General features: G+C 60.9%; 9 protein-coding genes and 2 pseudogenes. 6 read left to right on the top strand and 5 right to left on the bottom strand.

What is annotated here, in order from left to right:
* The 5 genes and pseudogenes from ACZ1HA_RS20850 to bchF form a co-directional block, all read right to left on the bottom strand.
* Positions 1–341: AAA family ATPase (locus tag ACZ1HA_RS20850; RefSeq protein WP_472715367.1), on the bottom strand; the 341-nt coding region annotated here is incomplete at its 3' end.
* 94 nt (positions 342–435) lie between these two features.
* Positions 436–4007, bottom strand: a pseudogene (locus ACZ1HA_RS20855) (magnesium chelatase subunit H).
* A pseudogene (gene bchB / locus ACZ1HA_RS20860) lies at positions 3997–5557 on the bottom strand (ferredoxin:protochlorophyllide reductase (ATP-dependent) subunit B). The pseudogenes ACZ1HA_RS20855 and bchB overlap by 11 nt, the downstream one beginning before the upstream one ends.
* A gap of 70 nt (positions 5558–5627) precedes the next feature.
* Positions 5628–6914: a ferredoxin:protochlorophyllide reductase (ATP-dependent) subunit N gene (locus ACZ1HA_RS20865; protein WP_472715368.1), complete on the bottom strand. Its 1287-nt coding sequence runs from the start codon at positions 6912–6914 to the stop codon at positions 5628–5630.
* Positions 6911–7411: a 2-vinyl bacteriochlorophyllide hydratase gene (gene bchF / locus ACZ1HA_RS20870; RefSeq protein ID WP_375227362.1), complete on the bottom strand. Its 501-nt coding sequence runs from the start codon at positions 7409–7411 to the stop codon at positions 6911–6913. Before bchF ends, ACZ1HA_RS20865 begins: the two co-directional genes overlap by 4 nt.
* Before the next feature lie 308 nt (positions 7412–7719).
* Between bchF and ACZ1HA_RS20875 the strand changes: the two genes are divergently transcribed.
* The 6 genes from ACZ1HA_RS20875 to ACZ1HA_RS20900 are packed head-to-tail and all read left to right on the top strand — an operon-like array spanning position 7720 to position 13900.
* Positions 7720–8502 (top strand): cobalamin B12-binding domain-containing protein, encoded by a 783-nt coding sequence (locus ACZ1HA_RS20875; protein ID WP_375227363.1) that lies wholly within the window; start codon positions 7720–7722, stop codon positions 8500–8502.
* A complete protein-coding gene (gene ppsR / locus ACZ1HA_RS20880; protein WP_472715369.1) occupies positions 8466–9926 on the top strand; it encodes a transcriptional regulator PpsR in 1461 nt (486 codons plus the stop codon). The genes ACZ1HA_RS20875 and ppsR overlap by 37 nt, the downstream gene beginning before the upstream one ends.
* Positions 9927–9980: 54 nt before the next feature.
* Entirely contained in the window at positions 9981–10880 is a 900-nt protein-coding gene (gene chlG, locus ACZ1HA_RS20885; protein WP_472715370.1) for a chlorophyll synthase ChlG, read from the top strand.
* Positions 10877–12181, top strand: a complete 1305-nt coding sequence (locus ACZ1HA_RS20890; RefSeq protein ID WP_472715371.1) for a BCD family MFS transporter — start codon at positions 10877–10879, stop codon at positions 12179–12181. The genes chlG and ACZ1HA_RS20890 overlap by 4 nt, the downstream gene beginning before the upstream one ends.
* Before the next feature lies 1 nt (position 12182).
* Positions 12183–13364 carry a geranylgeranyl diphosphate reductase gene (locus tag ACZ1HA_RS20895; protein WP_472715372.1) on the top strand — a complete coding sequence of 394 codons (1182 nt, stop codon included), beginning with the start codon at positions 12183–12185 and terminating at the stop codon, positions 13362–13364.
* On the top strand, positions 13361–13900 hold the full coding sequence (locus ACZ1HA_RS20900; protein ID WP_472715373.1) for an isopentenyl-diphosphate Delta-isomerase: 540 nt from the start codon (positions 13361–13363) through the stop codon (positions 13898–13900). Before ACZ1HA_RS20895 ends, ACZ1HA_RS20900 begins: the two co-directional genes overlap by 4 nt.
* Positions 13901–14017: the final 117 nt, after the last annotated feature.

Genomic DNA, 14017 nt, shown 5'->3' on the forward strand with positions numbered 1-14017 from the left:
ACACCGTTGAACCCGTCAAAGACAAAATCCTCGGCGCGCAGCTCTTCGGGGTGGAAATCCACCTCTTTGAGAATATCAATCACGGTCGGCTGCAGCGTTCCGGTCAGCGTAAAGGTACTGTCGTGCTTGGGGTCACAGCCAATCTGCAGCACCCGCTTGCCCAGCATGGAAAAGGCAGCAGACAGGTTGGACGACGTAGTTGATTTGCCAATGCCACCCTTGCCATAGACGGAGAAGACCTTGGCGCCGTCAATCCCGGCACTCTCGTCCTGATGCACCTGGACCGAGCCTTCGCCGTCCTGGCCCCGCAGTACGGGCGGTGTTCTGTCGAGTGGACTCATGTCAGTTTCCTTTCAAAGGGGGCGCGCACCCCTGCTTCTTATGGCTCAAAATATCCCCGCCGGAGGCTCCCGCGGGTCAAGGTGTCGGAACGGTTCATTGCGCAGCGATCCCTTCGAGCTGGTCCTCAAGCGCATCGGCCGCATCCTGAAGGGCGGCCAGCGTTTCAGCGTCCGGGGACCAGTAGTTTCTGTCGTGTGCTTCCAGCAGGCGGTTCGCCATACGGCTGGAGGCGGTCGGGTTGAGATCGGCGAGCCGCTGGCGCATCTCCGCATCCAGCACAAAGGTCTCGGAAATCCGCTGGTAGACCCAGGGGTCGACCTGACCGGTCGTGGCGGACCAGCCCAGCGTGTTCGTCACATGCGCCTCGATCTGGCGAACCCCTTCGGAGCCATGTTTCAGCAGACCTTCAAAGAACTTCGGGTTCAGGCTGCGGGCACGTGTCTCCAGAGCCACCTGATCACGCAGTGTGCGGACCTGGCCCGTGCCGCGGGTCTGATCGCCGATATAGACCGCTGCCTCGGCGCCTTTCGCCCTTTTAACCGCGCGGGCAATGCCGCCCAGCGTGTCAAAATAGTGATCCACAGTCGTCACACCCAGCTCGACTGATTCAAGGTTCTGATAGGCGACATCGACCTCGGCCAGCTGTGCCTGCAGCAGGTCCGCATTGGCCGAGGCCTTGCCATCTGTGCCATAGGCAAAACTCTTGCGCGCTTCGTAGGCGTCGGCCAGCTCGTCCTCGTCACCAAAGGCGGAACTGTCCACCAGCTGGTTCACGTTCGAACCATACGCCCCTTCGGCGTTCGAGAAGACCCGCAGTGCCGCGTCTTCCAGGGTACAGCCGGTTTTCTCCATATACGCCAGGGCATGCGCCCGGATGAAGTTCTGCTCCGGCGGTTCATCCGCCGACGCGCATGTCAGGGCTGCTTCGGCCAGCATCCGGGTCTGCAGGGGCAGCAGGTCGCGGAAAATGCCCGACAGCGTCATGATGACATCGATACGGGGGCGTCCCAGCGTGGCCAGAGGGATCAGATCAGCGCCGGCGAGCCGACCGAAACTGTCAAACCGTGGTGTACAGCCCATCAGCGCCAGCGCCTGAGCAATCGGCCCACCGTCAGATTTGATATTATCGCTGCCCCAGAGCACCAGCGCCACCGTGCGGGGCATGGTTTCATGTGTATCGAGCAGCAGCTGCGCCTGTTTCGCGCCGTCCTGACAGGCAAAGGCTGTGGGCATGCGGAATGGATCAAAGGCGTGGATATTACGGCCTGTCGGCAGGACATCTGCCGAACGGATCAGGTCGCCACCCGGCACCGGCGGGATGAAATGTCCTCCCAGCGCACGACAGAGCGCATCGAGTTCGGTCTCTTCCTGGAGCAGCTGATCGACCCGCGCGCGCGTCTCTTCATCCGCGCCCTGCATGATGCTGATATATTCAGCCCGGGCCGCATCAGAGATTTTCTCGCCAACGATATGAAGCCCATCCGGAATGAGCGCATCTTCGGTCTCCAGCAGCTTCAGCCACAGCGCGTCAGGGGCCACCCCGCTCATATCAACGGCCTCTGCCTGATCTGCGATCAGCGCTTCAAGATCCGCGCGCTCCGGCGCATCAGGATCCATGCTGCGCCAGCGGGTGAGGCTGTCTTTCAGCTCGGAAAGACCTTTGTAGAGACCGGATTGCGCCAGGGGCGGCGTCATATGGGTTACCGTCACGGCACCGGAACGTCGCTTGGCGAGGGTCGCTTCGGACGGGTTGTTGGAGGCATAGAGATAGACATTCGGCATTTCGCCGATCAGCCGGTCCGGCCAGTCGCGCGCACCCAGCCCCGCCTGTTTGCCTGGCATGAACTCCAGCGCACCGTGCATGCCAAAATGCAGTATCACATCCGCCGAAAACGTATTCCGCAGCCAGAGGTAAAAGGTGACGAATGCATGTGTCGGCGCAAAGCCCTTTTCGAACAACAGCCGCATCGGGTCGCCCTCGTATCCGAACGCGGGCTGAACGCCGACAAAGACGTTGCCGAACTGCTGGCCCAGCACAAAAACACCCCGCCCGTCGGACTGGACACGGCCCGGGGCCGGGCCCCAGACGGCTTCGACCTCGGCCAGCGGTGGCGTGGTCCGTACAATCGTATCGGCGCTCACATGCGCTGCAACATTGGCCTCCTGGCCGTACTGTGCGGCATTTCCCTGCAGCACAGCCGCGCGCAGATCCTCGACGGAGGATGGCACATCGACGGTGTACCCTTCTGCCTTAAGGCGGCTTAACGTATTGAAAAGGCTTTTGAAAACGTCAAGGTAGGCGGCGGTTCCTGTGGCGCCCGCATTCGGCGGAAAGCCAAACAGAACGATGCCAACCCGCTGCTCTGCCCGCTCCATGCGGCGCAGTTTCGCCAGACGCAACGTTTTTTCCACAAGGCTGTCGATACGCTCATGGCACGGCGCCATGGCCTTGGCATCTGAGGCATTGGCGCAACGGTGCGCGCATCCCTGACAACCGGCCTCACCGTGCCGTCCGGCAAAAACAGTCGGGTTTGTGGCACCGTCCAGTTCGGGCAGCGCGATCAGCATCGTGGTCTCGATGGGGCCAAGGCCCTGAGCGCTCTCGGCCCACTGGTTCAGCGTCTGAAACTCCAGCGGATGTGCCGCAACATAGGGGATATCCAGCCCTTCGAGCACGTCGATGGCGGATGCATTGTCGTTATATGCGGGCCCCCCCACGAGCGAAAATCCGGTCAGCGACACCATTGCGTCGATGTGCACGGCGTCCCCGTTCCGGAAATAGGCGTCAATCGCCGGCCGTCCGTCGAGGCCGCCGGCAAATGCCGCAAGAACTCTGACCCCCGCGCCTCAAACGCGCGGATCACGGCATCATAATGCGCCGTGTCTGACGACAGCACATAACTCCGCATCATCAGCAGTCCCACGGTGAGCTCAGCACCGTCCGGTGCAGGCAGCCTCGCGGTGTCGGTCGTTATGCGTTCCGGCAGATCGGGGTGATACAGCCCCGCATCCGGATATTCCACGGGTGCAGCCGCCTCCGGTGCCGTGTCCCAGCCCGTACCTGTGGCATAGCGGTTGATCAGAAAGCGGATCATTGCCTCGACATTGTCGTCTGACCCGCCCAGCCAGTACTGCATGGTCAGAAACCAGGCGCGCAGGTCCTGGCTTTTGCCCGGAATGAACCGCAGTATCTTGGGCAAACGGCGCAGCAGCGCCATCTTGTCGGCACCTGACGAACTGGAGGGTTTGGATGAACCACGCAGCTTTTTCATCAGCCTGCGGGCGCCGGATTCCGGGGCCTGCATGTCGAGGCTGCCCATCCGTGTCAGCTTCACAATGGCCGCATCCGCAATGATGCCGATCATTGCATCGCACTGGTCCCGCCGCGCCTCAAGGCTCGGCAGGATGCGCGATATATGCTCTTCGAGAAACAGAAGGTTCGCGACAATGATGTCACCTGTTTCAACCGCATCCCGGGCCGCCTCGAAAGCACCCGGCGTCTCACCCCATTCGGCGGCCGCATGCACCGAAACCGAAAGTCCGGGGTAATCCAGGCTCAGCCGGTCCATCGCCCGCAGCGCAGGCCCCGCAGCATGACTGTCCAGCGTCAGGATCACAACGCGATACCCGGGCATACGCCCTTTTATGCCGCTGTCATCGCGCATAATGGGCCTTGGCCTCATAAAGGGTATCAATGCTGATCTCGGCGACCCCGCGTTCGCTGGCAAAGGCCTCGGTGTTGCGGCGCGCTTTGCCGCGCACAAAGAACGGAATTTTCTTCAGCTCACGTTCGGCATCCTCAAGCCAGATCACGTTGCCGGATCCGGCGTCCTTCTTCTGGTCGGAACTATCCCGGGGGAAGGCGCAGCCCGGGGGCTGGCCCCCCATCCGTTCCGTACCGGGGAGCGTGACCGCCGTGATGTGACGGACCGGCCGCGTCATGGAACTCAAAGTCATCGCGGAACATGTGCAGAAGGTGTTCTTCCAGCCCCATCACCAGCGGATGCACCCAGGTGTCAAAGAGCACGTTTGCGCCTTCGATCCCCATCTGCGGGGAATAGCGCGCCGGAAAGTCCTGAACATGCACCGGAGCAGAGATCACGGCACAGGGTATGCCCAGTCGTTTGCCGATATGGCGCTCCATCTGGGTGCCAAGGATCATTTCCGGCTGCAGCGCCTCGATGACCTGCTCAACTTCCAGATAATCGTCGGTGATCGTGGCTGTGACGCCGAAGTCACGTGCAAGAGCACGCACGCCCCGGGCCATCTCGCGGTTGTAACACCCGATGCCAACAACCTCGAAACCCATCTCGTCCCGCGCCACTCGGGCTGCTGCCATCACATGGGTGCCATCGCCAAAGATAAAGACACGCTTGCCGGTCAGATAGGTGCTGTCCACGGATTTTGAGTACCAGGGCAGACGCAGCCGGCTTTCATCGAGGATTGGTTCGACGCCGGTGATACCTGCAACTTCCCGCACAAAGTCGCGCGTGGCACCAACGCCGATCGGCACTGTCTTTGTCCATGGCTGATCCAGCTCCCGCTCCATCCAGCGTGCGGCGCTCTCGGCGGTTTCCGGGTACATCAGAACGTTGAAATGGGCGGCCCCCATGCGGGTAATATCGGCCGGGGAAGCCGTCATGGGGGCCACCACATTTACACTGACGCCCATGTCGGACAGCAGCGATGAGATTTCAGTGATATCGTCGCGGTGGCGAAAGCCGAGCGCCGTGGGCCCGATCAGATTGCAGGAGATCTGTGCGGTGCGCTCCATCGGGCGGGCCAGCGTCTTGACGATCTGAAAGAAGGTCTCATCTGCGCCGTAGTTCTCCTTGCGCTGGTAACTGGGCAGTTCCAGCGGGATCACCGGCACCGGAATGTCCATGGTTTCGGACATACCGCCGGGATCATCCTGGATCAGTTCCGCAGTGCAGGACGCGCCGACGATCAGGGCCTCCGGCTCAAACCTTGCATAGGCGTCCTGCAGAGAGGTTTTGAAAAGATTGGCCGTGTCCGATCCGAGATCGCGCGCCTGAAACGTGGTGTAGGTGACAGGGGGTCGATGATCGCGTCGCTCGATCATCGTGAAGAGCAGATCCGCATAGGTGTCGCCCTGCGGTGCATGCAGCACATAGTGCAGACCCTTCATCCCGGTCGCGACACGCATGGCGCCAACGTGCGGCGGGCCTTCGTATGTCCAGACGGTGAGCTTCATGCGGTGCACCGGGCGAGGGGCCGGCCCCTCGCGCTCCCCGGGATATTTTCGGCCAGAAGATACGGATGTGTCATTCGGCAGCCTCCACACGCAGGAGGTCGGCCCGGCGCACAGGGCGTGAAAAGAGGCCGGCCAGATCGCCGGCCTGTTCGTAGAAATGCACAGGCGTGAACACCAGTTCGATAGCCCACTTGGTGGCCAGCCCTTCGGCCTCAAGTGGATTGGCGAGGCCCAGGCCGCAGACGGTCAGGTCAGGGCGGGCAGCACGGCAGCGGTCCAGCTGCAGGTCCACGTCCTGGCCTTCGGACAGTGTGGGCCCCTGAGCGAGCATATCGAGATCGGGCCCGACGATCCCCTTGTGAATGAAAGGTGCGCCAACCTCGATGGCCTGCATGCCGCATTCACGGGTCAGAAAACGGGCCAGCGGGATTTCGAGCTGGCTGTCGGGGAAGAAGAAGATGGATTTTTCACGCAGGCTTTCAGAGGCCTGAGCAATGGCTTTACGGGCGCGGGCGCGGGGTGCTGCGGTGACCCGTTCAAAGGTCTCTTCGTCCACACCGAATTCAGTGGCGATGACGCGCAGCCAGGCGGTGGTGCCTTCCTCGCCAAAGGGGAAAGGTGCTGGCAGGTGGATTGCACCGCGGCGCTCCAGTGCTGCGTGCGTGTCCCCAAGAAACGGTTGGGTCAGCGCAAAGACGGTATTTTCGCCGATGCCCAGATCCGTATCTGCGCGTGGTGCTGGCAGGACGCGGATCGGCCCGATGCCCATGTCGTTCAGAAGAGAGACAGCCTGCTCCTCAACCACATCCGGCAGGGCGCCCACGAGCAGGAGCTGCCGTTCGTCCGTTTCCGGCAGCACCGGCACCATCGAGGCAAGGCAGGCGTCTTCGCCCTGAGTAAAGGTGGTTTCGATCCCGGAGCCGGAGAAGTTCAGCACCCGGACGGAGGGCGCGTATTTTTCGCTCATCCGTTCCGCCGCCCTGTTGAGATCAAGTTTGATGACCTCCGAGGGGCAGGAACCGACAAGGAAAAGCTGCCGGATGTCGGTCCGGCGGGCCAGAAGCTGATCAACGACTTTGTCGAGCTCGGTCTGTGCGTCGGCAAGACCCGCCAGATCGGTTTCTTCGAGAATGGCGGTGCCAAAACGCGGTTCGGCGAAGATCATCACGCCGGCGGCGGATTGCAGCAGATGCGCGCAGGTTCTGCTGCCGATCACGAGGAAGAAGGCGTCCTGCATCTTGCGGTGGAGCCAGATGATTCCCGTCAGCCCGCAGAATACCTCGCGCTGCCCGCGTTGCTTCAGAATCGGTTCATCACGGCATCCACCGGTTGCGCTGATGCGGGGAAGGTCGTTCATGCGGTGACCTCCTGCCGGCTTTCAGAGGAGGCAGATGCCTGAAGTCGGGCGGCCCGCAGCTTGAGCAGAAACTGGGCCGCGTTGATCACGTAAGCGGCATATGCAGCCAGGGCGACGATCATCTGCATCTTTGGGTCCATCGCACCTGAAAACAGCCCCCAGAGATAGAGGGTATGAAGCGCGATTACGGCAAAGGAAAAGACGTCCTCCCAGAAAAACGCAGGGGCGAAAAGGTACTGACCGAAAACGATTTTTTCCCATATCGCACCGGTGACCATGATCACGTAAAGAGCGAGGGTTTTGAGCAGGATGGAGGCCGTCGCAGCGCCATATCCGTCACCCGTCGCGAGATACCGGATCACCAGCACCAGAGAGACGAGAAAAATCACGAACTGCAGAGGGGCCAGTATGCCCTGAACCGTCGTCCATGCCGTGGCATCACGCCGCGCGCGCTCCTCGGGCGTATAGAGGCCCGTCGGGACGCTTTGTCGTGGCATATTGCTGTGCATCCTGATGGTGACCTTTTCTGCCGGCAGTTGCCCCGAAAGGTGCGACTTTTGAAGAAAAGTGTCAACTATAACTTACACACGCTGGATTCGCTTATGACAGGCCGCCATGACAGTTTTTGCGGGACCTGAGGGCGAAATCTTGGGAAATATGAAGAAACTGATGATGCCTGGTCCCTGAATCTGTGGCTTTCCTCGGAAATATGTCAATTTGATTTGACATTTTGGGGTGAAGGGCAGACTTTTGGGGTGCAATGCGAGTCCGGGGCTGAGGAGCCCGGAATACACTGGGATAGGCCATGTCGACGGAAGATCATACTGACCCGCGTGGCGCCCGGCGCAATCGGCCGGTTCATGTCGATGCGCTCGCAACGCGGGTTATCTCGGTGCTGAGTGACAGACAGGCTGTGTCCGTGGACGGCCTGCGCCGCTTTGTGCTTGATCACCTGACCCGCGCGGTGCTTTGTCCGGGTGTCTGTCGCCCGGATGATCTGCTTGAAGAACTGCGCGGACACCGCATAACCACCGATGACATCATTGATAATTACGTGCCTTGCGTTGCGCGCGAAATGGGCGTGGCCTGGGCAGAAGACCGTATCTCTTTCGCGCAGGTCACGGTCGGAACGCTGCGGCTGCAGTCTCTTGTGAGCGAAGCTTCGAGCACCATGCGGTTTGATCACAAGACCGATCAGGGCAGGTTGCATGTGCTGGTGGTTGTGCCGCCGGATGAACAGCATTTTCTGGGGGCCAGTGTGCTGGACGCACAACTGCGCCGCATGGGTTGCGAGGTCAGCAGCTCCTATGACGAAGACGCAGGATCGCTGACGTTCCGACTGATGCAGGATACACCCGATCTTATTTTGATTACCTGCGCGAGGGCTGAAACACTTGAAAGTGTCTGCCGGACGGTGCAGACCATCCGGAGCGCCGTTGGCAGCGATGTTGTTATTGCCATGGGTGGCGCGATAGACGGCGACAACAGAGAACTGAAAGAACTGACTGGCGTGGACATTGTGACAAGGCGCGTAGCGGAGGCTGTCTCGTATTGCACAGCAAAACCGGCTGCCTCTCTGCGCCTATGACTTCAGGTGGCGAAAATTTCTGGAGCAGCGGCTCAGTCCCTCTCATAGAACCGGAATTCCTCAGCAGCATTATCGGTGCGGCGTCAGATATTGCGCTCGTCATTTCGGCCGAGGGCATGATCCTGTCGGTTGTTCTGAATTCTCACAGCGAATCTTTTGGCAATCTCAAACACTGGGAAGGCCGCCCGATCGCCAAGTTCCTGACACGGGAATCGGTTCCGAAGTTTGAGCAGGCACACAGTGCTTACCTTGGCGGAGAAGTTCCGGCACGGCCGCTGGAGCTGAACCACAGTGACAACGCCGTCTGGCAGTATCCGGTCCGCTATACATTCCACCGCTTCGGGCATGAGAATGCCGTTCTGCTGCTGGGTCGTGACCTGCGCCCGATCGCAGAAACACAGCAACAGCTGGTGCAGGCACAGATCGCCCTGGAACAGGGGTATGAAGCCCGCCGCGAGTTCGACGCGCGGTACCGTGTGCTCATGTCTCACACGTCGCAGGCGGTCGCGTTTGTTTCCGTCCTGACCGGACGCATTGAAGATGTAAACGAGGCCGCGGCCGGTTTGCTGGGGCTGAGCACCGATGCCCTGCGCGGCAGTGCTTTTGCGCAGCATTTTGCGGATCGCTCCAGTGTTGAGCTGACCGAAGCGCTGATGAACGCGACCCTCTCCGAAGAAGGCGGGCAGGTCACGCTCAAGGCGACACGGACCGGTCAGCAGGTGGTGCTGCATCCGGTCGTTTTCCGGGCCGCCGGCCAGCGTATTCTGATGTGTCGCCTTGGGACCGATGCCGATGCGGTAAAGACCGAAGAGGCTGGTGCGGGCCAGATGATGGCGCTTTTCCGCGCGGGCGTGGATGCAATGCTGTTCATGTCGCCCAAGGGCGTGCTCTTGTCCGTGAACGAGAGCTTTCTGGATCTGGTGGGCGCGCCGCATCTGTCAGATGTGGTCGGACGCAGTTTTGCTGACTTTCTCGGTCGGGGGCAGATTGATCTCGGTGTCATGACAGACCAGCCTCAGCGGTCCGGACAGATGCGGTTCTATGCGACCCGCCTTGTGAACGACCTCGGCGTCCGCGTCGCGGTCGAGATTTCGGCGACGCATCTTGAAGACCCGGATAACCCGGTCATCGGCTGTATTATCCGCGACGTCAGCCGGACAGAGGCCTCGCGTGGTGCCGGGAACGCTACTTCTCCGGGCCAGATGCCCGCGGAACCGGCGCGCAATGTGATGGATCTGGTCGGATCTGCTTCGCTCAAAGATATCGTTGCGGAAACCACCGACGTTGTTGAGAAGATGTGTATTGAGACCGCCGTTGAGCTGACGAACAACAACCGGGTGGCCGCGGCCGAAATGCTGGGCCTGTCGCGCCAGAGCCTCTATGTGAAACTGCGCAAGTACGGTCTGCTCGCCAAAAACGGCTGATACCGCCGCCTTACTGCTCTTGCACCGACTCAATGTGTCAGTCATAGTTGACACATGTCTGTCAGTCAGGTCATACAGTCGCGCCGTTTTCCTGAACCCGCCGCAGCCCTGCGTCTGATCAAACCGATCACGTGGTTTCCCCCGATGTGGGCGTATCTTTGCGGTGTTGTTTCCTCGGGTGCATCTCCGTCAGGGCAATGGGGCCTTGTTGTGCTCGGCGTTATTCTTGCGGGGCCGATTGTCTGCGGGATGAGCCAGGCGGCGAATGACTGGTGCGACAGGCATGTGGACGCGATCAACGAGCCTGACCGCCCGATCCCGTCGGGGCGTATTCCCGGACGCTGGGGGCTGTGGATTGCACTCGCCATGTCGGTTCTGTCGCTGTTTGTCGGCTGGCAGCTGGGTCCCTGGGGGTTTGGTGCGACTGTGGTTGGCGTGCTGGCGGCATGGGCCTATTCAGCGGAACCTGTCCGCCTCAAACGATCCGGCTGGTGGGGTCCCGGTCTTGTTGGCCTCAGCTATGAGACGCTGCCCTGGTTCACCGGTGCAGCAGTCCTGAGCGCGGGTGCGCCGGCATTACCGGTGGTGATCGTGGCGTTTCTCTATGGCATCGGTGCGCATGGGATCATGACGCTCAACGATTTCAAAGCGCTGGAAGGGGATCGTCAGACGGGCGTCAATTCTCTGCCCGTTGCTCTGGGCCCTGTCAGGGCTGCGCGCGTTGCCTGTGCCGTAATGGCAGCACCGCAACTTGTCGTGATCGCATTGCTTTTCGCATGTGACCGCCCGCTGCATGCGCTTGGGGTGGCTGCGGTTCTTCTTGCGCAGTTCTGGGCCATGACGGTTATGTTCCGCGACCCCGAAGCCAAAGCGCCCTGGTACAATGGCACCGGCGTCCTTCTCTATATAACCGGTATGATGATCACCGCGGTCGCGGTGCGGGGGCTGACATGAAACCGCTGAGCTGGACAGGGATCGCCCGTCTCGGTCTGGTGCAGATGGCGCTGGGATCTGTCGTCGTGCTGACAACGGCAACCATGAACCGTGTGATGGTCGTTGAACTTGCGCTTCCTGCAATCCTGCCCGGGCTGCTGGTCTCTCTTTATTACGGCACGCAGTTTCTGCGTCCACGGTTCGGCCATGGTGCGGATCAGGGAGGGCGCAGGACCCCCTGGATCCTCTGTGGCGTCGCGCTGCTGGCGCTCGGTGCTGTGTGCGCCGCACTGTCCGTCGGGCTGATGGAACGGGTGGTATGGGCAGGCATTGCTGCCGCGATCCCGTCGTTTCTGCTGATCGGTCTGGGGATCGGAGCGGCGGGGACCAATCTGCTGGCGCTTCTGGCCGCACGGGTCGATGAAAAACGTCAGGCACCGGCGGGCAGCCTGGTGTGGATCATGATGATTTTTGGCCTGGCGGCCACCGGTATAACGGCTGGTATCCTGCTGGATCCCTACAGTCACAGTCGTCTGGTCGTTGTGACGCTGGGCGTCTCGGCGGTTGCACTGACGCTGACCTGTTTGGGCGTCTGGGGTCAGGAAGGGCAGGGGGCAGCTGTTCCTGCAAGGGCGAAAGCGTCCTTTGCCGATGTGGCCCGCGAATTCTGGGCAACGTCACGGATGCGCAATTTTACCCTTTTCGTTTTTGCATCGATGCTGGCCTATAACCTGCAGGACCTGATCCTTGAGCCGTTTGCCGGACATGTCTTTGGCCTGACGGTCGGGCAGAGCACGCAGCTGGGCGGGATGCACCACGCCGGTGCTCTGATGGGCATGCTACTGGTGCTGATGTCGGGCACGCTGTTGAGCCGCTGGGTGCATGTACCGATCCGCGTCTGGGTCGTAGGCGGCTGCGTGCTGTCCGGTGCAGCGCTGACCGGGCTGGCCTGGGGCGGCGGCAGAGCGGCTTCCTGGCCACTGGGGCCGAACATCTTCCTGCTGGGCCTCGCCAACGGTGCCTTCGCCGTGGCAGCCATCGGCGCAATGATGCGTCTGTCGCGCGAGGGCAATGACGGGCGCGAAGGGTTGCGAATGGGCCTCTTTGGCGCGGCGCAGGCAATCGCCTTCGGGGCAGGGTCGTTTATCGGCACGGCCATGGTTGACACCATGCGGCACCTCACCAGCGATGATGCCACAGCCTACGGGATTGTTTTTACTTTCGAAGGTCTCGTCTTTCTGATTGCCGCAGTGCTTGCGCTGCGGCTGACCACACCAGGCGCCTCAACAGATGGGCGCACCGCAATGATGCCGGGAGAATGATATGCAATATGATGTCGTCGTCGTAGGCGGCGGGCCGTCAGGCGCCACCGCAGCACTCGATCTTGTTAACTCGGGCCATCGTGTGGCCCTGCTGGACCGCGAAGGGCGAATCAAGCCCTGCGGCGGCGCCATCCCGCCCCGTCTGATGCAGGATTTCGATATCCGTGATGAACAGCTGCTGGCCAAGGTGAAAACTGCACGCATGATTTCACCCACCGGACGCATGGTGGATATCCCGATTGAGAACGGTTTTGTGGGTATGGTGGACCGCAAAGATTTCGATCCCTTCCTGCGCCGGCGCGCGGGTGAAGCCGGAGCGGATTGCTTCACCGGTACTTTTGTCCGGATCGAACGGCCAGAGGGCAGCCCGGTGGTGATTTATCGCGACAAGGCGACCCAGGAAGAACGCGAACTGCCCTGCCGCCTCGTAATCGGTGCGGACGGTGCGAAGTCCCGGGTGGGTCTTGCGGAGGTCAAAGACGCGGACAAGGTACCGCTGGTCTTTGCCTATCATGAGATCATCAAGGCGCCGCCAAAGTCGGACATCTATGACCCGAAACGCTGTGACGTGATCTATGACGGATCCATTTCGCCTGACTTTTACGGATGGGTGTTCCCGCATGGTGACAGTGCCAGTGTGGGAATGGGCAGTGAGCTGAGCTCGGTAAACCTCAAGGAGGCGACTGCTGCGCTGCGGGATGCATCGGGTCTGACCGACTGTGAGACCATTCGGAAAGAGGGCGCGCCGATCCCGCTGCGGCCCCTCGATCGCTGGGACAATGGCAGCGATGTCCTGCTGGCAGGTGATGCTGCCGGAGTTGTGGCGCCATCTTCGGGCGAGGGGATCTATTACGCGATGGTTGGCGGACGGGTGGCGGCCGCGGCCTGTGCGGCGACGCTGGCCTCGGGTCGTGTTAAGGATTTGCGTCTGGCGCGACAGCTTTTCATGCGTGAGCACAAGATGGTGTTCCGCGTGCTGGGATCCATGCAGAACGCCTATTACCGCAGTGACGAACGCCGCGAGCGGTTCGTGTCGCTGTGCCACGATGTTGATGTTCAGCGGCTGACCTTTGAGGCCTATATGAACAAGAAACTGGTGCGCGCGCGCCCGATGGCGCACCTGAAAATCGGACTCAAGAACCTTGCGCATCTGACCGGGCTTGTGGCAACGACACGCGTATGACGATCATGATCCCGGCCTGGGTAAACGGCACACTGACGCCCGTCGAAAAGCTGGAGGCCCATGTCAAAGGCCTGCGCCACAAGGCCGTTTCGGTGTTCGTGCTGAAGGGCGATGCGGTGCTGATGCAGCAGCGCGCGATGTGCAAATACCATACGCCGGGACTATGGACGAACACCTGCTGTACGCACCCGCAATGGGACGAAGCACCGCTGGATTGCGCTAACCGCCGCCTCGACGACGAACTGGGGATCACCGGTCTGGCACCGGAACACCGGCATCACCTGGAATACCGTGCCGACGTCGGTGGCGGGCTGATCGAGCATGAAGTCGTGGATGTCTACGTTGCCGAGGCAGGGGATGATCTGGTGACAAAGCCAAACCCCGAGGAGGTGATGGCTGTGGAGTGGGTGTCATTCGGAGACCTTGTCCGCGATGCAGAACGCCGCCCAGAGCGTTATACGCCGTGGTTGCGGATTTATCTGAGGGACTATGCAAGTACCATTTTCGGTGTCGTCGCTGAGCGCGCTGAAGGGTAAGCGCCCCGTTCAGATATGGGTTTTGTTAGTCGGGAACGGTCATATTTTACGACCGTAAGCCGCAAATGCACGTTGACCGCTTGCTAAATCGCATAGTGTCTTTAGAACCCTCCCGAA

The sequence above is a fragment of the Roseobacter sp. S87 genome, assembly GCF_055693285.1.

Bases quoted from the DNA above. Each gene is read 5' to 3' on its own strand.
- ACZ1HA_RS20865 (WP_472715368.1), bottom strand. From the start codon at position 6,914: ATGAACGACCTTCCCCGCATCAGCGCAACCGGTGGATGCCGTGATGAA.
- bchF (WP_375227362.1), bottom strand. From the start codon at position 7,411: ATGCCACGACAAAGCGTCCCGACGGGCCTCTATACGCCCGAGGAGCGC.
- ACZ1HA_RS20875 (WP_375227363.1), top strand. From the start codon at position 7,720: ATGTCGACGGAAGATCATACTGACCCGCGTGGCGCCCGGCGCAATCGG.
- chlG (WP_472715370.1), top strand. From the start codon at position 9,981: ATGTCTGTCAGTCAGGTCATACAGTCGCGCCGTTTTCCTGAACCCGCC.
- ACZ1HA_RS20890 (WP_472715371.1), top strand. From the start codon at position 10,877: ATGAAACCGCTGAGCTGGACAGGGATCGCCCGTCTCGGTCTGGTGCAG.
- ACZ1HA_RS20895 (WP_472715372.1), top strand. From the start codon at position 12,183: ATGCAATATGATGTCGTCGTCGTAGGCGGCGGGCCGTCAGGCGCCACC.
- ACZ1HA_RS20900 (WP_472715373.1), top strand. From the start codon at position 13,361: ATGACGATCATGATCCCGGCCTGGGTAAACGGCACACTGACGCCCGTC.